Source organism: Thermus composti (assembly GCF_014647535.1).
Classification (GTDB): Bacteria; Deinococcota; Deinococci; order Deinococcales; family Thermaceae; genus Thermus; species Thermus composti.
Genome location: NZ_BMPJ01000002.1, coordinates 56,983 through 76,485, shown reverse-complemented (window position 1 = coordinate 76,485; position 19,503 = coordinate 56,983). Strand labels below are relative to the sequence as shown.

Below are 19,503 nucleotides of genomic sequence, written 5' to 3'. Positions count from 1 at the left end.
AAGCCCCAACCCCCCTATAGTGGGGGTATGCGGGTGGAGCAAGTGATCGGCAAAACCCCGGTGGTCCGGCTCACCAAGGTGGTGGAGCCGGGCATGGCCGAGGTCTGGGTCAAGCTGGAGGGGCTTAACCCCGGGGGCTCCATCAAGGACCGCCCCGCCTGGTACATGATCAAGGACGCGGAAGAAAGGGGCCTCCTAAGGCCCGGCTCGGGGCAGGTGATCGTGGAGCCCACGAGCGGCAACACCGGCATCGGCCTCGCCATGATCGCCGCAAGCCGGGGCTACCGCCTCATCCTCACCATGCCCGCCCAGATGTCCGAGGAGAGGAAGCGGGTCCTTAAGGCCTTTGGCGCCGAGCTCGTCCTCACGGACCCGGAGAGGCGGATGCTTGCGGCCAGGGAAGAGGCGCTAAGGCTTAAGGAGGAGCTTGGGGCCTTCATGCCGGACCAGTTCGCCAACCCCGCCAACGTGCGGGCCCACTACGAGACCACGGGCCCCGAGCTCTACGAGGCCCTGGAAGGCCGCGTAGACGCCTTCGTCTACGGCTCGGGCACCGGGGGGACGATCACCGGGGTGGGGCGCTACCTCAAGGAAAGGATCCCCCACGTGAAGGTCTTCGCCGTGGAGCCCGCCCGCTCCAACGTCCTCTCCGGGGGGAAGATGGGCCAGCACCAGTTCCAGGGCATGGGCCCGGGCTTCATCCCCGAGAACCTGGACCTAAGCCTTTTGGACGGGGTGATCCAGGTCTGGGAGGAGGACGCCTTTCCCCTGGCCCGAAGGCTTGCCCGGGAGGAGGGGCTTTTCCTGGGGATGAGCTCCGGGGGAATCGTCTGGGCGGCGCTCCAGGTGGCCAAAGCGCTCGGCCCCGGCAAGCGGGTGGCCTGCATCAGCCCCGACGGCGGCTGGAAGTACCTCTCCACCCCCCTTTACGCCGAGGGCTAGCGGCGCACCACCTGGGCGTCCTTGGGGTAGCGCTTGAGCCGGGCTTCCGTCAGGTTGGCCCGCTTGAACTCCACCACCTTGAGGTCGGCCAGGACCTTCCCCCCCTCGTCCAGGAAGAGGAAGCGAAGGGGCCTGGGGTCCGCCTTGAGGACGTAAAGCTCCATCCGGGCGAAGCCCTGGCCCTCCTTGGCCTGGCCCGAAAGCTTCCAGGCCACCCCCTCGGGGAGGCGCACCTCCCCCTCGAGGCGAAGGCTCACCCACTTGGCAAGGGAGCGGATATCCCCAAGGCCCTGGGGGCTAAAGCCCAGGCCTTGGACCTGGGCCTTTTCCTTGGGGCTTATGACCAGCTGGTTGGTGAGGTAGAGGTAGTTCCAGACCTCCTTCTCGGTGATCACCGTGAAGTTCCCCTCCAAGGAGCCCGGCTTCAAAAACTCCACCCGGAAGAGCCGGGCCTGGGGCAGGGCGTAGACCCGGGCGAGGAGCTCCTCCTCCCCGGCGGGGCCTTGGATCCGGCCTTGGACCGTGGCCTGCCAGGGGGTGGAGAGGTTCTTCTCCACCCGGTCCAGGATCTCCTGCACCGACTGCGCCAGGCCCAAGGAGAGCCACGCCACAAAACCCAAAACCATCACCAGCCTTCTCATGGCCACCTCCAGGCGTAGCGGACCCAGGCGTAAGGGGCGCCTTCGTACCCCATTTCCAGGCCCAGGTCCCCAAGCCACGCCTCCACGCTACCCGCCCACGGGTAGGCGAGGGTGAGGAAAAGGCTAGCCTCCCCTAAGTAAAGGCCGGCCTCGAGGCGGTTTAGCCCCCCGAGGCGGAGGAGAAGGTCCAAGACCTCCCCCTCCTCCCCCACCTCCCCCTTCCAGCCCAAAAGGGCGTAGGGCCTCGGGGCGAGGCCCGCCCCCAGGGTGTAGGTGGCCTCCTCCCGCAGGGCGTAGCTTCCCTCAAGAAGCCATGGGGGAAAGCCGGGCTGGAGGCTGGAAGAAGGCCCTAGTGGGGTGCGGTAGGCCAAGGCCAGGCCCACCACCTCCTTGGGGGCCAGGCGGTAGCGGAGGGCAAGCCGCCCAAACCCTCCCGCCTCGGGAAAGAGGGGCGGGGCCGCCTGGGGCCGGTAGCCGAGCCGTCCCTCCAGGGCCACGGGCCCCACCCCCCCTTCCCCGTAGACCACCCCGCCCAAGCCCCCCTCCCCCAGCTCCGCCTGGCGGCCGAAGGCCAAGAAGCCCAAGGGCCCCAGGGAAAGGCTTCCTGAATAGCCCAGGGCGCCTCGAGGGGGAGCCAGGCGGGCGAAAACCTCACCCTCTTCCAAGGAAAGGCCCAATTCCATGGCGAAAACCGGCCCCGAAGGGTCCCCGTACACCCCCGCCTCCAACCGCCCCTGGGCCAGGGAAAGGCCCAGGAGGATCCCCAGCCAAAGGAACCGGCCCATAAGGCCACCTTACCGCCAAGCCGCTTCGAGGGCTATGGCATACTGGACCTGGAGGCCATACCATGACCCTCTTAGACCGCATCGGACGCCTGATCCGGGCTAACCTGAACGAGCTTTTGCGCCGGGCCGAGGACCCGGAGAAGATCCTGGAGCAGGCCCTTTTGGACATGAAGGAGGCCCTCAAGGAGGCCCGGGAGAGGACAGCAGAGGCCCTGGCCGAGGGCAAGCGCCTGGAAAGGGAGGTGGAAAGCCACGAGAAGGAGGCCGCCCTTTGGGAGGAAAAGGCCAAGGAGGCCCTGAAGGCGGGCCGCGAGGACCTGGCCCGGGAGGCGCTAAAACGGCGGAAGCGAGCCTTGGACCTGGCGGAGGGCTTCAAGGCCCAGCTTTCCGAGCAGAAAGCGCTCACCGAGCGCCTCATGACCCAGCTCAAGGCCCTGGAGGCCAAGATAGACGAGGCCGAGGCCCGGAGGAAACTCCTCCTCGCCCGGAAGAAGGGGGTGGAGGCCGCCGAGGCGGTGCGGCGGATGGAGTCCCGCCTAGACCCCCACCCGGCCCTGGAGGCCTTTGAGGAGATGGAGGCCCGGATCCTGGCGCAAGAGGACCGCCTCGAGGCCATGAAGGAGCTAGAGAAGGACCTGGAGGCGGAGCTTGCCGCCCTTTCGGGAGACAAAGAGGTGGAGGAGGAGCTTTTGCGCCTGAAGCGGGAGCTGGGCCAATAGAGTGTGGGCCATAGCCCAGTGGGCCAGGGGTAAACTGCCTAGCATGAAGCGGTACCTCATGGCCCTCGCCCTCCTCGCCACCGCTTGCGCCCCCCAGGTGACCCAGGCCCCGCCGGCGCGGCCCGAACTCCAGGTGGAGGCCTTCTACCCGGTGGCCACGGGGCTTGAATGGGTCTACCTCCCGGAAGGCGAGCCCCTCTCCAACCCCCCCTACCGGGTCCGGGTGGAGGGCCCCGCCTTCTTCCAAGGAAAGGAGGTCATCCGGTTCCGCAGCCTGGGCCGGGGGGAGAACCGCCTCTACTACCGGGAGGTGGGGGGCTTTGGCGTGCGTCTCCTGGGCTTTGAGGATCCCTCGGCCCGGGTGGTCTTCGCCCCGGCCATCCCCGAGTACCCCCCGGAGGGGCTCCTCGCCCCGGGGTACCGCTGGGGTGGGGAAAGCCAGGTCCAGGTCACCCTCCTCACCCCCCAAGGGGAAAAGCCCCTGGTCTCGGGGCGGCTGGCCTACGCCTTTGAGGTGCTGGAGACCAAGGAAGTGCGGGTGCCCGCCGGCACCTTCCGGGTCTTCCGTATCCAGCAACGCTACCGAGACGAGAAGGGAGAGACCCTTTACGAGGTCTGGTTCGCCCCCCGGGTGGGGGAGGTGCGGACCCGGGAGGGAAGGCTTCTTGTGGACCGCAACTTCCGGTGAGGTGGGTATGGTTCTGGAAAGGGTGAACAGTCCCGAGGACCTCAAGGGCCTAAGCCTCGAGGAACTCCAGGCCCTGGCCGAGGAGATCCGCAGCGAGATCATCCGGGTCACGGCGCAAAACGGCGGCCACCTGGCGAGCTCCTTGGGGGCGGTGGAGCTCATCCTGGCCTTGCACCGGGTCTTTGACTCCCCAAGGGATCGGATCCTCTTTGACGTGGGCCACCAGGCCTACGCCCACAAGCTCATCACGGGCCGCAAGGACCGCTTCCACACCCTAAGGCAGGAAGGGGGGATCTCGGGCTTCACCAAGGTCTCCGAGTCCCCCCACGACGCCATCACCGCAGGCCACGCCTCCACCTCCTTGGCCAACGCCTTGGGGATGGCCCTCGCCCGGGACCTCAAGGGGGAGGACTACCACGTGGTGGCGGTGATCGGGGACGGGGCCCTGACGGGGGGGATGGCCCTCGCCGCCCTCAACAAGATCGGGGAGCTCCAGAAGCGGATGCTCATCGTCCTCAACGACAACGAGATGAGCATCTCCGAGAACGTGGGGGCCCTCAACAAGTACTTCAAGGAGCTCCAGATCAGGAAGTGGGTCCAGGACGCCGAGAAGCTGGGCAAGCAGATCCTGGAGCGGATCTCCCCCCAGCTCTTCGGCCTCGTGGACCGGGCCAAGGAGGCGGCGAAGCTCCTTTTGCACCAGGAAAACCCCTTCTACGCCTGGGGCATCCGCTACGTGGGCCCGGTGGACGGGCATGACCTCAAAACCCTGATCCACATCCTGGAACACCTAAAGGCCCTGGAAGGCCCCACCCTCCTCCACGTGGTCACGAAGAAGGGAAAGGGCTACAAGGTGGCCGAGGCCGACCCCATCTACTGGCACGGCCCCCCGGGCTTTGACCCCAAGAAGCCGGAGAAGGTCTCCAAGGGCTACACCTGGAGCCAGGCCTTTGGCGACGCCGTCACGGAGCTCGCCCACCTGGAGCCCCGGCTTTTCGTGATCACCCCCGCCATGCGGGAGGGCTCGGGCCTGGTGCGCTACTCCCTGGAGCACCCGGAGCGCTACCTGGACGTGGGGATCTGCGAGGACGTGGCGGTGACCACGGCGGCGGGGCTTGCGCTACGGGGGATGAAGCCCATCGTGGCCATCTACTCCACCTTCCTGCAACGGGCCTACGACCAGGTGATCCACGACGTGGCCATAGAAAACCTCCCCGTGGTCTTCGCCGTTGACCGGGCGGGGATCGTGGGGGCGGACGGGGCCACCCACCACGGGGTCTTTGACATCGCCTACCTGCGCACCATCCCTAACCTCCAGATCGCCGCCCCCAAGGACGCCCTGGAGCTAAGGGCCATGCTGAAAAAGGCCCTGGAGCTTGGCGGCCCCATCGCCATCCGCTACCCCAGGGACAACGTGGAGCGGGCCCCGGAAGGCGCCTGGCCCGAGATCCCCTGGGGCAAGTGGGAGGTCTTGAAGGAGGGCACCGAGGCCTACATCCTGGCCTTTGGCAAGACGCTAAGGTACGCCCTCGAGGCCGCCGGGGACGACCCCAGGGTGGGGGTGGTGAACGCCCGCTTCCTCAAGCCCCTGGACCGGGAGATGCTGAGGGCGCTTGCCCGCTACAAGCTCCTCACCGTGGAGGACCACCAGAAGATGGGCGGCTTCGGGAGCGCCGTGCTGGAGGCCCTAAACGAACTGGGCCTGAAACCCGAAGTCCGGATCCTCGGCCTTCCCGACCGCTTCTTTGAGCACGGCCCCATCCCGGGCCTCCACCGCCAGGCGGGCATTGACGCCCAAGGGATCCGCCAGGCCCTGGCGGAAATGGGCCTGGTTCCCATCCATGAACGGGCCTGAGGTCCTCCCCTTCGCCGCCAACCTCTACCGCGTCCCCCTGGAGGAAGGCTACTTCCTGGTGGACGCCGGGCTCCCCTGGGAGGCAAGGAAGCTCCTTTCCCTCCTCCAAGAGCCCCCCAGGCTCCTCTTCCTCACCCACCACCACCTGGACCACGCCGGGGGGGCGAGGGCCCTTTGGGAGCGCTTCGGCCTTCCCGTCCTGGCCCACCCCCAGGAGTGGCCCTACCTCACCGGGGAGAAGCCCCGCCCTCCCCTGCCCATCCCCCTTTTGGGGAGGCGGCTTGCCAACCTGGCCCCGCCCCTCCCCAAGGAGGCCCTGGCGCCGGCGGAGGAGGGGATGGAGGTCTCGGGCTGGCGGGTGGTCCACCTCCCGGGGCACACCTTGGGCCAGGTGGGGCTTTTCCGGGAAGGCCTCCTCCTGGCCGGGGACGCCTTAAGGGGAAAGGGCCTTCCCCCAAGGTTCATCAACGAGGACCACGCCCTGGCCCAAAGGACGGTGCGGAAGATCCTGGAGCTGGGGGCGGAAAGGGTCTACCTGGGCCACGGGGGCCCCCTAAGCCGGGCCGAGGTGGAGGCCCTGGCCCGTAGAATGGGGGTATGAGAAAAGCCCTCGCCCTCCTTTGGCTCGGACTTGGGGCCTTGGCCCAGGAGGTGGTGGTCTACCCCGGGTTCGCCGAGGTGAAGGAGCCCGTCCACCTTCCCCCCTCCACCTGGGTCTATCTGGCCGGGGAGAAGCTCGCCCGCATCGTCCCGGGCTCCCTCAGGCTCCTCGGGGTGGAGGAGGAGGAACGGCTTTACCAAGGGGGCGCCGTCCTCTTCCGCTACCGGGGGGAAGGGGAGGCCTGGCTCCGCTACCTCTACACCGGCCTTACCGGGGAGGTCTTCTACACCCTGGAGGAGGGACGGCTTTGGGCCTGGGCCCGGCTCAGGCTGGAGGGAGAGGCCCTTTCCCCCAAACGCCTCACCCTCCTGGTGGGGGAGGTGCGGGCACCGGAGGCTTTCGGCGTGGCCCTCAAGGCCCTGGAAGGGCCCACGGAAAACCCCTACGGCCTCTTCCGCTACGAGCTAGCCCCAAGAAGGCTCCTTCCCGGGACCACCGAGGTGCCCTTCCAGAAGGCGGTCCTAGCCCCCGAGCGCCTCCTCCGCTACCGGGGGGCCTTCCGCCCCGGGCCCGTGCTCCCCTTGGAGCGGGGCTACCGTTTCCCAGCGCCCTTTCCCCTGGCCCCAGGGAGCCTCGAGGTGGTGGAGGAAGGGCTTTTCCTGGGCCAGGCCTTCCTTCCCGCCACCCCCGAGGGCCAGGTGGCCGAGGTCTGGCTTGGCCGGGACCTCAAGGCCAGGCTAACGCGCGCGGTAAGCCTTCTCTCCCAGGAGGAGAAGGAGGCCACCTACCGGGTGGAAACCCGCCTGGAAAACCCCTACCCCTACCCCATCGTCCTCCTCCTGGAGGAGGCCTTCCCCAAGCCCTTCCGCCTGGACTTCCCGGGCGCCACCCTCCTGCCCGAGGGCTACCGCTTTGAAGGCCGCCTGAACCCCGGGGCAACCCTCACCCTCACCTACCGCCTCACCCTCCCCCGCTGAGGGACAAACGCCCCTGGACTTTAGGGCCTTCCTTCCCTACCCTAAGGGCTAAGCCGGACGCAACTCCCTCCCACCAGGGCCCCTAGGGGCCCTGGGTTTTAAGTGGCCGGGCGGCGCAACACGGAGCGCTTAACTCACCCGCTCCACCCGGATCAGGTTGGTGGTCCCCCGGACGCCGAAGGGCACCCCGGCGGCGATCACCACCCGCTCCCCCACCTGGGCGAGGCCTAAGGCCTTGACCTCCCGGAGGGCGATGCGCACCATGTCGTCGGTGTCCTGGGGGTCGGGGGCCAGGTGGGGCAAGACCCCCCAGACCAAGGCCAGCTGCCGCTTCACCTCGGGGTTCGGGGTGAGGGCCAGGATGGGCACCTGGGGCCGCGTGCGGGCGATGCGCCGGGCCGAGCCCCCGGTGGCGGTGAAGACCACGATGGCCCTCGCCCCCACCGCCTCCACGATGTCGTCCGCTGCCTGGGCGATGGCGTCCTGGGTGGTGGGGGTGGGGGCGGGCCGGAGGACGTTGAGCTTCTGCAAGAACTCCGGGGAGGACTCCACCGCCCTGGCGATCCTGCTCATCATGGCCACCGCCTCCACGGGGTAGGCCCCGGCGGCGGTCTCCGCGGAGAGCATCACCGCGTCGGTGCCGTCAAAGATGGCGTTGGCCACGTCGGAGGCCTCGGCCCGGGTGGGGCTCGGGTTTTGCACCATGGACTCCAGCATCTGGGTGGCGGTGATCACCGGCTTCCCCGCGGCGATGCACCGGAGGATGAGGCGCTTTTGCACGATGGGCACCTCCTCCAGGGGCATCTCCACCCCCAGGTCCCCCCGGGCCACCATGATGCCGTCGGCCTCCTCGAGGATCTCCTCAAAGCGGGCCACCGCCGAGGGCTTCTCAATCTTGGCCATGAGCTTGGCCCGGGAACCGTAGCGGGAAAGGTAGTGGCGGGCGAGAAGGAGGTCGTCCCGGGTGCGCACGAAGGAGACCGCCACCCAGTCCACCCCAAGCTCGGCCCCCAGGGCCAGGTCCTGGATGTCCTTCTCCGAGAGGGCGGGGATGGAGAGGTCCGCCCCGGGGACGTTGATCCCCTTGTGGTCCGAGAGAACCCCCCCCACCTCCACCCGGGTGTGGATCTCCCCGCCCTGGACCCGCTCCACCCGCAGGCGGATCTTGCCGTCGTCCAAAAGGAGGATTTGGCCCGGGCTCACGTCCTCCGGGAGGTTGGGGTAGGTGAGGGAGACCCTGTGGGCATCCCCCTCCACGGGCTCGCGGGTGAGGACGAAGGCCTGGCCCGCCTTAAGCTCCACCCGGCCCCCCTGGAAGCGGCCGATGCGGATCTTGGGGCCTTGCAAGTCCTGAAGGACGCTTAGGGTCTTGCCCAGCTCCGCCTCCACCTCCCGCACCAAGGCCACCCGCTCCCGGTGCTCCTCGGGGGTGCCGTGGCTGAAGTTGAGGCGGAAGACGTCGGCCCCCGCCTCCGCCAGGGCCCGGATGGTCTCCTTGGTGCTGGAGGCGGGCCCCAGGGTGGCCACGATCTTGGTGCGCTTAAAAGGCCCCATAGCCAAGGTACCGGGCCGCCCCGCCCAGGGCCTCCTCAATGCGCAGAAGCTGGTTGTACTTGGCCAGGCGGTCGGAGCGGGAGAGGGAGCCGGTCTTGATCTGGCCGGCGTTCACCGCCACGGCGAGGTCGGCGATGAAGCTGTCCTCCGTCTCCCCGGAGCGGTGGCTGATCACCGCCTTGTACCCCGAGCGCTGGGCCAGGCGGATGGCCTCGAGGGTCTCCGAGAGGGTCCCGATCTGGTTCACCTTGACCAGGATGGCGTTGGCCACGCCCCGCTCTATGCCCATCCGGAGGCGCTCGGGGTTGGTGACGAAGAGGTCGTCCCCCACGAGCTGTACCTTCTTCCCCAGGCGCTCGGTGAGGAGGCGCCACCCCTCCCAGTCGTCCTCGGCGAGGCCGTCCTCAATGGAGAGGATGGGGTACTTTTCCACCCAGGCCTCCCAGAAGGCCACCATCTCCTCGGAGGAGAGGACCTTGCCCTCCCCCTCCAGGTGGTACCTCCCCTCCCGGTAGAGCTCGCTCGCCGCCGGGTCCAGGGCCAAGGAGACCTCCTTGCCCGGCGTGTACCCCGCCCGCTCAATGGCGAGGAGCAAAAGCTCCACCGCCTCCTCGTTGCTCCTTAGGTCCGGGGCGAAGCCCCCCTCGTCCCCCACGTTGGTGCTGTAGCCCTTTTCCTTGAGGACCCCTTTTAGGGTGTGGAAGACCTCGGCCCCCATCCTCAAGGCCTCGGAAAAGCGCTCCGCCCCGGCGGGCACCAGCATGAACTCCTGGAAGTCCACCCGGTTGTCGGCGTGCTTCCCCCCGTTGATGACGTTCATGAGGGGGACGGGTAGGACCACCCCCTGGACCCCCCCCAGGTACCGGTAAAGAGGAAGCCCCAAAGCCTCCGCCGCCGCCCGGGCCACGGCCAGAGAGACGGCGAGGATGGCGTTCGCCCCCAGGTTGGCCTTGTTGGGGGTGCCGTCCAGCGCCAGCATGGCCCGGTCCACCCCCTCCTGGTCCAGGGCGTCCATGCCGATGAGCTCGGGGGCGATGCGCTCCAGGATGTTCTCCACCGCCCGGCGCACCCCCTTGCCCAGGTAGCGCCTGCCCCCGTCCCGAAGCTCCAAGGCCTCGTGGGTCCCCGTGGAAGCCCCGGAGGGCACCATGGCCCGGCCCCTGGCGCCCCCCTCCAGCTCCACCTCGGCCTCCACCGTGGGGAACCCCCTGGAGTCCAGAACCTCTCTTGCGGTCACGGCGACAATCGTGGTCATACACCCTCCTATTGGAAACGCTTCAGCGCCATCTGCCCCTTAGCTTACACCCTAAGGGGCACCACCACCGCCTGGTACCCCTCCCCTTCCAAGGGGCGGACCAGGCTTGGGCTTGCAGCCCCGGAAAGGTAGAGCACCGCCTGGCCCGAGAGGGGGGAGAGGGCCTCTAGAAGGTAGCGGGCGTTGTAGGCCACGGCCAAGGGGGACCCTTCCAGGGCCACGGGCAGCTCCTCCTGCCCCTTGCCGTAGTCCCCTTCCGCCGAGAGGAGGACCTTGCCCTCCTGGAAGAGGAGGTCCACCCGGTGGTTCTGCCGGTCCGCCAGGACGCTCACCCGCTTCAAGGCCTCCCGGAAGGGTTCCACCTCGAGGGTGGCCCGCAAGGGAAACTCCTTGGGGATGACCCGCTCGTAGTCGGGGAACTCCCCCTCCATGAGCTTCACCGCCATGCGGAGAACCCCCCCGGCGAAGGGCACCACGAGCCCCAGGGTGGCGGGTCCTAGGGCGAGCTCCACATCCCCCGGGTCAAGCCCTTTTAGAACCCGCACGATCTCGTCCACGCTCCTTGCGGGCACCACCGCCTTTTTGGCAAAGGGCTGGGGCCTTTCCAGGTCATAGAGGGCCAGGCGGTACCCGTCCGAGGCCACCGCCCGCAGGCGGGCCTCGGAGAACTCCAGCTGGACCCCCCGGAAGATGGCCCGGTACTCCTCGTTGCTGGCGGCGTAGCGCACGTGGGTGAAGGCCTTAAGGAGGTCCTCCGCCCCAAGGGGCGCCAACAAGGGGTAGGCCTCCGAGGGGCTTCCCGGCTCGGGGAAAAGAAGCTCGGGGTACCCTTCCTCCGGGGCCAGGGCGAGACGGGTGCGGAAAGCGCCGGAGGCGAGCTCCAACTCCCGCCCCAAGGAGAGCTCCACCACCTCGCCCGGGAGGCTCCGCACCAGTTGGAAGAAGGGCTGGGCGGGAACCAGGAAACGGCCTTCATCTTGGACCTCAGCCTCTAGGCGGACCTCCAGGTCCACCTCTCCGTTGCTCCCGAAAAGGACAAGACCCTTGGGGGAAAGGCTAAGGCCTAGATGAGTGTAAAGGGGGTTGGCGCTTCTAGAGGGCACCACTCGCTCCAGAAGGGGAAGGACCTCCGACAACTGGCCTTTATTCAGGATCACGCTCATCTTTAAGCTCGCCTCCTTTTTACTGCTACTACTAAGGTCTTTTTAAAACTTTTAAAAGCTCCGTAGTCGTAGTAGTAGGGCCTGTGGAAATGTGGATAAAGGGGGGAAAAAGCCCTCCTGGACGGAAAAGAGCCTGTGGATAAAACCTGTGGATAACCGGACCTTTCTTGTGGATAAGGTGTGGAAAACCGGCGGGTTATCCACAGGCCTCGGTAGGGGGGTAGTTTTCCACAGGTTTTCCCCAGGGTTATCCACAGGTTGGGCCGGGTTTTCCACAGGGTTATCCACAGGTTATCCACAGGCCTCATGCCAGCTCCTCCCGGAGCGCCCGAAGGACCTTTTGCACCTCCCGGTCGCTCTCCGCAAGCTCCTGGATCTTCTGGATGGCGTAGAGCACGGTGGTGTGGTCCCGCCCGCCGAAGAGCTGGCCGATCTCCGGGAGGGAGGCCCGGGTGAGCTCCCGCACCAGGAACATGGCGATCTGCCGGGGCAGGACCACCTCCTTGCGCCGCCCTCCTCCCGTGAGGTCCTCGGGGCGGAGGCCGTAGCGCTCCGCCACCTTGCGGATGATCTCCTCGGGCTCCACCGCCACCTCCCGGGCGGCGAAGATCTCGGAAAGGGCCTTGGCCGCCACCTGCTTGGTGAGCTCCACGCCGTTTAGGGAGGCGTAGGCGATGGTGCGCATGAGGGCCCCTTCCAACTCACGGATGTTGGAGGTGACCTGCCGGGCGATGTATTCCAAGACCTCCTCGCTGATCCTTAGGCCCCGCTGCTCGGCGTTCATCTTCAGGATGGCGATGCGGGTTTCCAGGTCGGGGGGCTGGATGTCGGTGATGAGCCCCCACTCAAAGCGGCTCCGGAGGCGGGCCTCGAGGGTGGGGATATCCTTGGGGGGCCGGTCCGAGGAGAGGATGATCTGCTTGTGCGCCTCGTAGAGGGCGTTGAAGGTGTGGAAGAACTCCTCCTGGGTGCGCTCCTTGCCGGCGATGAACTGGATATCGTCCACCAGGAGGAGGTCCACGGAGCGGTAGCGCTCCCGGAACTCCGCCATCCGGTCCTCCCGGATGGCGTTGATGAGCTCGTTGGTGAAGGTCTCCGTGGAGACGTACTCAATCTTGAGGTGAGGGAAGCGCTTGGCCACGGAATGGCCCACGGCGTGCATGAGGTGGGTTTTGCCGAGGCCCACCCCCCCGTAGATGAAAAGGGGGTTGTAGGCCCGGCCCGGGGACTCGGCCACGGCCACGGCGGCGGCGTGGGCCATGGAGTTGTTGGGGCCCACCACGAAGTTCTCAAAGGTGTACTTGGGGTTGAGCTTGGGTTTTTCCGCCTCCTGCTTGGCCGAGGCGTGGAAGATGTCCTCCTGGACGGCGGTTCCCGGGACCACCTTGAGCTCAAACCGGGGGGCTTGGGCCCCGAGAAGGCTTAGGGCTTCCTGGATGAGCTCGGCGTAGTGCTTCCGGATCCAGTCCAGGGCGAAGGAGGTGGGCACGGCGAGCTCCAAGACCCCGTCCCGGATCCCGAGGGGGCGGATCCTCTCAAACCAGGTGTGGTACTCCACCTCGGTGATGTTGCGGCGGATGTGCTCCAGGACGTGGTGCCATACGGCCTCGTGGGTCAAGGCTACCCCCTACGTTCCAGGGGAACATTCTACGCCACCCCCTCGGGTAGAGTAAGGGGTGGGATGGGGTACGACGTGGTGGTGGTGGGCGGGGGCCATGCGGGCCTCGAGGCCGCCTGGGCGGCGGCAGCCCTTGGGGTCAAGGTGGCCCTCGTCACCGTGAACCCGGAGAGGATCGGCATGATGCCCTGCAACCCCGCCGTGGGGGGGCCGGGGAAGAGCCAGCTCGTAGCGGAGGTAGTGGCCCTGGGCGGCCTCATGGGCCGGGCGGCGGACGCCGCCGCCATCCACACCCGCGTTCTTAACCGGTCCAAGGGGCCTGCGGTGCAAAGCCTGAGGGTCCAGGTGGACCGGGACCTCTACGCTCTAAAGGCCCAGGAGATCCTTTCGGAGAGGCCTGTAGAGGTGCTAAGGGGCGAGGTGACGGCTATCCTCGTGGAGGGGGGAAGGCTCGTGGGGGTGCGCACCGTGGACGGGCGGACGATCCCCGCCAAGGCGGTGGTGGTGGCGGGGGGGACCTTCCTTTCCGGGATGGTCTGGTACGGAAGGAAAAGCCGCCCCGCCGGGCGCCAGGGGGAGCCCCCGGCCCGCTTCCTCTCCCAAAGCCTTAAGGCGGTGGGGCACACCCTGAGGCGCTTCAAGACCGGGACCCCTCCCAGGATCCGCGCGGACAGCGTGGACTTTGGTGGGCTGGAGGTGGTCCCCCCCGAGGTGCCCCCCGGGAGTTTCACGGGAAACCCGGGGCCCTACGCCACGAGGCTTCCCACCTGGCAGACCCGGACCACGGAGGAGACCCACCGCCTCATCCGGGAGAACCTCCACCTCTCCCCCCTCTACGCCGGGGACATCCAGGGCATCGGGCCCCGGTACTGCCCCTCCATAGAGGACAAGGTGGTGCGCTTCGCCGACAAGGAGAGCCACCTCCTCTTCGTGGAGCCGGACGGGCTTGCCACCAGCGAGGTCTACCTCCAGGGCTTTTCCTCAAGCCTACCCCCGGAGCTCCAGGAGAGGATGGTGCGCTCCCTCCCCGGCTTTGAGCGGGCGGTGATCCAGCGCTACGCCTACGCCGTGGAGTACGACAGCCTGGACCCCACCGAGCTCACCCGGGGCCTCCAGTCCCGCTTCCTTCCCGGGCTGTTTAGCGCCGGGCAGGTGAACGGCACCTCCGGCTACGAGGAGGCGGCGGCCCAAGGGGTGCTGGCGGGGCTCAACGCCGCCCGCTTCGCCTTGGGGCTTCCCGAGGTCCACCTCCCCCGGGAAAGCGGCTACATCGGGGTTCTGGTGGACGACCTGGTGGGCCGGGGCACCGACGAGCCCTACCGGATGATGACCTCGAGGGTGGAACTCCGCCTCCTCTGCCGGGCGGACAACGCCGACGAGCGCCTCGTCCCCTTGGCGGTGGCCTGGGGCTTAAGGCCCAAGGAGGACCTAGAGCGGGTGGAGGCCAAGTACCGCAGGGTGGCGGAGGAGCTTAGGCGCCTCGAGGCCCTAAGGGTGGAGGGGGTCTCCGGCCTCCAGTGGCTCCGGCGCCCCGAGAACACCTACCAGGCCCTGGCCGAGCGCTTCCCCCCGCCCGTGCCCCTCTCCCCCGAGGAGGCCTACCAGGTGGAGGTGCGGGCCAAGTACGCCGGGTACATTGAGCGGCAGGAGAAGCTTCGGGAAAAGCTCAAGGACCTGGAGGCCTTCCGCATCCCCGAGGGCCTGGACTACCCCAAGGTCCCCGGGCTTTCCCGGGAGGCGGTGGAGAAGCTTTCCCGCCTCCGCCCCCGCACCGTGGCCGAGGCGGCCCGGGTGCCGGGGATCCGGGACTCGGACCTCACCGCCCTTCTGGTCCACCTGCGGAGGCGGGCCTGATGTTTCACGGGAAACAGGGGGGCTTGAGCCCCGAAGGGGAGCGCCTCCTCCTGGAAGGGGGAAGAGCCTTGGGCCTGGACCTCTCCCCCCACCTCCCCGCCTTTTCCCGCCTCTACGGGCTCTTGATGGAGGCCAACCGCCGGGTGAACCTCACCGCCTTGCGCACCGAGGAGGAGGTGGTGGTCAAGCACTTCCTGGACTCCCTCACCCTCCTCGCCCTGCCTCTTTGGGACGGGCCTTGGCGGGTTTTGGACCTGGGCACGGGGGCGGGGTTTCCCGGCTTGCCCCTGAAGATCGTGCGCCCCGAGCTGGAGATCACCCTTCTGGACGCCACCCGGAAGAAGGTGGATTTTGTGGCCCAGGCCATTGAGGCCCTGGGGCTTAAGGGGGCGAAGGCCCTTTGGGGCCGGGCGGAGGAGGTGGCCCGCCTTCCTGAGCACCGGGAGGCCTACCACCGGGTGGTGGCCCGGGCGGTGGCCCCCCTTTGCGTTCTGGCGGAACTATCCCTCCCCTTTTTGGCCTTGGGGGGAAGGATGGTGGCCCTAAAGGGGCCCCGGGCGGAGGAGGAGCTGGCCTCCCTGCCCCAGGCCCTTGCCCTCCTCGGGGGGAGGCTTGCGGAGGTCCGCGCCCTCGCCCTCCCCTTCCTGGGGGAGGGGCGGAGCCTGGTGGTGCTGGAGAAGGGGGCGCCTACCCCTGGGCGCTTTCCCCGTAGGGCCGGGGTCCCAGCCAAGCATCCCTTATGCTAAGGGCGAGGTGCGGCGCATCGCCTTGGTGAACCAGAAGGGGGGCGTGGGCAAGACCACCACCGCCGTGAACCTGGCCGCCTACCTGGCCCGCCTGGGCAAGCGGGTCCTCCTGGTGGACCTAGACCCCCAGGCCAACGCCACGGGCGGCCTCGGGGTGCGGGCGGAAAGGGGGGTTTACCACCTCCTCCAGGGGGAGGCCTTGGAGGGGCTTGTCTTGGAGGTGGACGGCTTCCACCTTCTTCCCGCCACCCCCGACCTGGTGGGGGCCACGGTGGAGCTGGCCGAGGCCCCCCTGGCCCTGCGGGAGGCCCTGAGGGACGAGGCCTACGACTTCACCCTCCTGGACGTGCCCCCAAGCCTCTCCCCCCTTACCCTGAACGCCCTGGCCGCCGCCCAGGGGGTGGTGGTGCCGGTGCAGGCGGAGTACTACGGCCTCGAGGGGGTGGCGGGGCTCCTTGCCACCCTGGAGGAGGTGCGCGCCCGGCTCAACCCCGCCTTGAGGCTTCTCGGCATCCTCATCACCATGTACGACGGCCGCACCCTCCTTTCCCAGCAGGTGGAGGCCGAGCTGAGGGCCCACTTCGGGGAGAAGGTCTTCTGGACGGTGATTCCCAGGAACGTGCGCCTGGCCGAGGCCCCGGGCTTCGGGCGCACCATCGCCCAGCACGCCCCCACCTCCCCCGGGGCCCACGCCTACCGCCGCCTGGCCGAGGAGGTGATCGCCCGTGTCCAAGAAGCCTAGCGGGCTCGGGAAGGGCCTGGACGCCCTCCTGCCCAAGACGCCTGGGGGGGTGGTGCGCCTCCCCCTCGCCGCCATCAGGCCGAACCCCCACCAGCCCCGCAAAAGGTTCTCCCCCGAGGCCTTGGAGGAGCTCGCCCAGTCCATCCGGGAAAAGGGCCTCCTCCAGCCCCTTTTGGTGCGCCCCAAGGGCGAGGGGTACGAGCTCGTGGCCGGGGAAAGGCGGTACCGCGCCGCCCAGATGGCGGGGCTTCAGGAGGTGCCGGCCTTGGTCCGGGACTTAAGCGACCGGGAGGCGCTGGAGCTGGCCTTGGTGGAGAACCTTCAGCGGGAGGACCTCTCCCCCCTGGAGGAGGCCCGGGGCTACCAGGCCCTTTTGGAGATGGGCCTCACCCAGGAGGAGGTGGCCAAGCGGGTGGGGAAGGCCCGCTCCACGGTGGCCAACGCCTTAAGGCTCCTCCAGCTTCCCCTCGAGGTCCAGGAGGCCCTGGAGGCCGGGGCCATCACCGCCGGGCACGCCCGGGCCCTCCTCATGCTGGAGCCCGAGGACCGGCTCTGGGGGCTTCGGGAGATCCTGGAGAAAGGGCTTTCCGTGCGCCAGGCGGAGGCCCTGAAGGAGCGGCTTCCCGGGCGGAAACGGGAAAGGGAGCCTTCCCCTCTTTCCGAGGCCCTTTCCCGCCACCTGGGCCTGCCCGTGCGGGTGGTGGGGGAGGCCCGGGGCAGGGTGGTGATCCACTACCGCTCCCCCGAGGAGCTTCAGGCCCTTCTGGAGCGGCTCGGTTACCAGGCGTAGCCGAAGGCCACCCGGATCGCTCCCACCCGGTCCGTGCGCAGGACCCGGATCCCCCTGGCCTCCAGGCGCTTTAGGACCTCGGGGTGGGGGTGGCCGTAGGGGTTTTTCCCCACGCCGATGAGGGCCACCTGGGGCCTGGCCCTTTCCAAAAGGGTTTCCGAGGTGCCCGTGCGGGCGCCGTGATGGCTTATCTGGATGGCTTCCACCCTTCCTGGGTGAAGTTGGGCCTCCACCGCCTGGGGCAGGTCGGCGAGGAGGAGGGCCTTTCCCCGGCCGAAGTCCAGGAGGAGGGCGAGGCCGTCCCGGTTGTCCTCGCCGGAAAGGTGGCGGGGCCAGAGGACCCGGACCTCGCCCCGGCCTACCCGGAAGCGGCTGCCCGCCCCCGGGTAGAGGACGGGCACCCCCTTGGCCCGCAGGGCCTGGACCAAGGGATGGTCCTGGGGGAAGGCGGGGGAGAGGAGGGCGAGGCCGATGGGCACCTCGGCCACCACGGAAAGAAGCCCTCCCACGTGGTCGGCGTCGGGATGGGTGGCCACCAGGACCTCGAGGGCCTCCACCCCCAAGGCCTTTAGGGCCCGGAGCACCTTTTCCCCTTGCTCGGGCCGCCCCCCGTCCACTAAGACCTCGGCCCCGCCCAGGCGGGCCAGGAGGGCGTGCCCCTGGCCCACGTCCAGGAGGTAGAGGTCCAGGGGCTTGGGCCGGGCGGCGAGGAGGCTCACCAGGGCGGGCAAGGAGGCGAGGAGGAGGGCGCGCCGCCAGGGGAGCTTGCGGTGGAGGGCGAGGAGAGGGGGAAGAAGGGCCAGGTAGTAGAGGGCGAAACCCAGGGGGGTGGGCTCCCCCAGGCGGAGGAGGGGGCCTTGCGCGCCCAATTGGGCGAGGCGTAGGAGGGCCTGGCCTAGGGCTTCCACGGGGCCTGCCAGAACCCCGCCCAGGAGGAGCTTGGCGAGGCCTAGGGGTAGGAGGAGGGCCACCAGGGGCAGGGCCAGGAGGTTGGCGAGAGGGGAAAGGAGGGGAAAGAAGCCGAAGCGGGCGAGGAGAAGGGGGACCAGGGGGGCTTGGGCGGCCAGGGGGGTGGCCAGGCCCAGGAGGAGGTGCCCCTTGAGGCCCCTGGGCCTGGGCAGGGGGGAAAGGAAGAGGGCCAGGCCCAGGACCGCCAGGTGGGAAAGCTGGAACCCGAGGCTTAAGAGGGCGTGGGGGTTGAGGAGGAGTTGCAGGAAAAGGGCGAGGCCCAGGGCCTGGAGGACCCCGGCGCTTCCTAAGCCTAAGAGGAGGCCCAAAAGGGAGAGGCCCGCCATGAGGCTTGCCCGGAGGAGGGAGGGGCTTGGCCCGGCGAGCCAGAGGTAGAGGGGGAGGACCCCCAGGGCCAGGAGGTAGCGGAAGCGGCCCAGGGGGAGGAGAAGGAAGGCCCCCACCAAAAGGCCTACGTGGAGCCCGGAAAGGGCCAGGAGGTGGGCCAGGCCCGCCTTTTGGAACCCGCTGTAGGCCTCCTCGAGGCCCGCCTTGTCCCCCAGGACGAGGCCCTCTAAAAGCTCCGCCACGGGCGGGGAAAGGCCCTGCCGGAGCCGTTCCCTAAAGGGCCTCCGGGGGTCCTCGAGAGGGGATAGGGCCTCCCGGTGTTCCACGTGAAACACCCCCCGCACCCCTAGGGAGAGGAGCCAGGCCTTCTGGTCAAACCCCCCGGGGTTCCGCCTCCCTTGGGGCGGGGCGATGTGGCCCCGGAGGCGGTAGACCCCGTCTTCCAAAGGGGGATAGTGGGCCGCGAAGAGCCGGTGCCCCTCCCAGACCAAAAACCCCTGGCGCACGGCGAAGACCCCTTCCACCCGCGCCCCGTAGGGGGGTTCCGGCACGGGCCAGAGGAGGCCCCGGGCCAGGACGCAAAGGGCCCCCAGGAGGGCGGGAAGCCGGAGCCAAAGCCCAAAGGGGAGGAGGGCGAGGAGGGCCCAGGGGTGAAGGAGGGAAAGGGCCCCAAGGAGCCCTCCGAGGCCAAGCCCTAAGCCCAGGGGGGGTCTCATGGCCGGACCAGGGGGCGGAGCCTTTCCAGGGTGGCGGGGCCGATCCCCGGGACCTCGAGGAGGTCCTCCACCCGGGTGTAGGGCCTTCCCTCCACGATCCTCCGGGCGAGGACCGGGCCGATGCCCGGGAGGGCCTCCAGCTCCTCCAGGCTCGCCGCGTTCAGGCTTATGGGCTCGGGGTCGGGGGGGCGGGGAAGGGGGGCCTCCAGGGCCAGGACCTCCACCTCGAGGGGCTTGGGGAAGACCTTGGGCCAGAGGGCGAGGACCCCGAGAAGGGCTACGAGGAGGAGGTAGCCAAGGACCACTCCGTCAAGGCCAGGCCGATCCCGCCCAGGACCACCCCCCCGAGGACCCAGGGGTCCGCCCCGGGGTTCAAGGCCACGAAGGCCCCCGTGTACCCCAGGGTGAGGAGGGCGAGGAGCTTGAGGGGAAGGGCCAAAGGGCGCCTCTTGGGGGTGAGCCCAGGGGTTTCTTGGGTTTGGGCCCTCGGGGGTTCTGCGGGAGGCGGGGGCGGCTCGGGGGGTTCGGGGGCGAGTTCCACCGAGTCCTGGGGGGGCTTGG

18 protein-coding genes are annotated in these 19,503 nt (G+C 68.7%); 10 read left to right on the top strand and 8 right to left on the bottom strand.

Annotated elements, in window-relative coordinates:
- Nucleotides 1-27 precede the first annotated feature (27 nt).
- The gene (gene cysK / locus IEX93_RS01170; RefSeq protein ID WP_188845583.1) at nt 28-942 is read left to right on the top strand and encodes a cysteine synthase A; all 915 of its coding nucleotides are present in this window, start codon (nt 28-30) and stop codon (nt 940-942) included.
- On the opposite strand, the gene IEX93_RS01165 is transcribed toward cysK, so the two are convergent.
- Entirely contained in the window at nt 939-1,583 is a 645-nt protein-coding gene (locus IEX93_RS01165) for an outer membrane lipoprotein carrier protein LolA (RefSeq protein ID WP_188845581.1), read from the bottom strand. The two genes, cysK and IEX93_RS01165, sit on opposite strands and share 4 nt — an antisense overlap.
- The gene (locus IEX93_RS01160) at nt 1,580-2,368 is read right to left on the bottom strand and encodes a hypothetical protein (protein ID WP_188845579.1); all 789 of its coding nucleotides are present in this window, start codon (nt 2,366-2,368) and stop codon (nt 1,580-1,582) included. The genes IEX93_RS01165 and IEX93_RS01160 overlap by 4 nt, the downstream gene beginning before the upstream one ends.
- A 62-nt stretch (nt 2,369-2,430) precedes the next feature.
- Here IEX93_RS01160 and IEX93_RS01155 point away from each other — a divergent pair, with 62 nt between their 5' ends.
- From IEX93_RS01155 to IEX93_RS01135, 5 genes are read left to right on the top strand one after another with little or no spacing between them, the layout of a single operon-like run.
- The gene (locus IEX93_RS01155; RefSeq protein WP_188845577.1) at nt 2,431-3,087 is read left to right on the top strand and encodes a PspA/IM30 family protein; all 657 of its coding nucleotides are present in this window, start codon (nt 2,431-2,433) and stop codon (nt 3,085-3,087) included.
- Between the two features lie 43 nt (nt 3,088-3,130).
- The gene (locus IEX93_RS01150) at nt 3,131-3,775 is read left to right on the top strand and encodes a hypothetical protein (RefSeq protein WP_188845575.1); all 645 of its coding nucleotides are present in this window, start codon (nt 3,131-3,133) and stop codon (nt 3,773-3,775) included.
- A 7-nt stretch (nt 3,776-3,782) separates the two neighbouring features.
- Nucleotides 3,783-5,630, top strand: a complete 1,848-nt coding sequence (dxs, locus tag IEX93_RS01145) for a 1-deoxy-D-xylulose-5-phosphate synthase (RefSeq protein WP_188845573.1) — start codon at nt 3,783-3,785, stop codon at nt 5,628-5,630.
- Nucleotides 5,617-6,231: an MBL fold metallo-hydrolase gene (locus tag IEX93_RS01140; protein ID WP_188845571.1), complete on the top strand. Its 615-nt coding sequence runs from the start codon at nt 5,617-5,619 to the stop codon at nt 6,229-6,231. Before dxs ends, IEX93_RS01140 begins: the two co-directional genes overlap by 14 nt.
- Nucleotides 6,228-7,208 carry a hypothetical protein gene (locus IEX93_RS01135; protein ID WP_188845569.1) on the top strand — a complete coding sequence of 327 codons (981 nt, stop codon included), beginning with the start codon at nt 6,228-6,230 and terminating at the stop codon, nt 7,206-7,208. The genes IEX93_RS01140 and IEX93_RS01135 overlap by 4 nt, the downstream gene beginning before the upstream one ends.
- Nucleotides 7,209-7,337: 129 nt before the next feature.
- Here the strand turns inward: IEX93_RS01135 and pyk are convergent, their stop codons facing one another.
- From pyk to dnaA, 4 genes are all read right to left on the bottom strand, one after another.
- Nucleotides 7,338-8,762: a pyruvate kinase gene (gene pyk / locus IEX93_RS01130; protein WP_188845567.1), complete on the bottom strand. Its 1,425-nt coding sequence runs from the start codon at nt 8,760-8,762 to the stop codon at nt 7,338-7,340.
- Entirely contained in the window at nt 8,749-10,017 is a 1,269-nt protein-coding gene (gene eno, locus IEX93_RS01125; RefSeq protein ID WP_188845565.1) for a phosphopyruvate hydratase, read from the bottom strand. The genes pyk and eno overlap by 14 nt, the downstream gene beginning before the upstream one ends.
- 44 nt (nt 10,018-10,061) lie before the next feature.
- Nucleotides 10,062-11,180 carry a DNA polymerase III subunit beta gene (gene dnaN / locus IEX93_RS01120; RefSeq protein ID WP_188845563.1) on the bottom strand — a complete coding sequence of 373 codons (1,119 nt, stop codon included), beginning with the start codon at nt 11,178-11,180 and terminating at the stop codon, nt 10,062-10,064.
- Between the two features lie 304 nt (nt 11,181-11,484).
- Nucleotides 11,485-12,798, bottom strand: coding sequence for a chromosomal replication initiator protein DnaA (gene dnaA, locus IEX93_RS01115; RefSeq protein ID WP_188845561.1), 1,314 nt, complete (start codon nt 12,796-12,798; stop codon nt 11,485-11,487).
- Here dnaA and mnmG point away from each other — a divergent pair.
- The 4 genes from mnmG to IEX93_RS01095 are packed head-to-tail and all read left to right on the top strand — an operon-like array spanning nt 12,727 to nt 16,930.
- Entirely contained in the window at nt 12,727-14,652 is a 1,926-nt protein-coding gene (gene mnmG, locus IEX93_RS01110) for a tRNA uridine-5-carboxymethylaminomethyl(34) synthesis enzyme MnmG (protein WP_308789418.1), read from the top strand. The genes dnaA and mnmG overlap by 72 nt on opposite strands.
- Nucleotides 14,652-15,398, top strand: a complete 747-nt coding sequence (rsmG, locus tag IEX93_RS01105) for a 16S rRNA (guanine(527)-N(7))-methyltransferase RsmG (RefSeq protein WP_188845558.1) — start codon at nt 14,652-14,654, stop codon at nt 15,396-15,398. The genes mnmG and rsmG overlap by 1 nt, the downstream gene beginning before the upstream one ends.
- Nucleotides 15,385-16,140, top strand: coding sequence for a chromosome-partitioning ATPase Soj (gene soj, locus IEX93_RS01100; protein ID WP_188845698.1), 756 nt, complete (start codon nt 15,385-15,387; stop codon nt 16,138-16,140). Before rsmG ends, soj begins: the two co-directional genes overlap by 14 nt.
- Nucleotides 16,124-16,930 carry a ParB/RepB/Spo0J family partition protein gene (locus IEX93_RS01095; protein WP_188845556.1) on the top strand — a complete coding sequence of 269 codons (807 nt, stop codon included), beginning with the start codon at nt 16,124-16,126 and terminating at the stop codon, nt 16,928-16,930. The genes soj and IEX93_RS01095 overlap by 17 nt, the downstream gene beginning before the upstream one ends.
- Here the strand turns inward: IEX93_RS01095 and IEX93_RS01090 are convergent.
- Nucleotides 16,918-18,942, bottom strand: coding sequence for a DNA internalization-related competence protein ComEC/Rec2 (locus tag IEX93_RS01090; RefSeq protein ID WP_188845554.1), 2,025 nt, complete (start codon nt 18,940-18,942; stop codon nt 16,918-16,920). The two genes, IEX93_RS01095 and IEX93_RS01090, sit on opposite strands and share 13 nt — an antisense overlap.
- Complete coding sequence (locus IEX93_RS01085; RefSeq protein WP_188845552.1) at nt 18,939-19,247, bottom strand: ComEA family DNA-binding protein; 309 nt, start codon at nt 19,245-19,247, stop codon at nt 18,939-18,941. The genes IEX93_RS01090 and IEX93_RS01085 overlap by 4 nt, the downstream gene beginning before the upstream one ends.
- Nucleotides 19,248-19,503 lie beyond the last annotated feature (256 nt).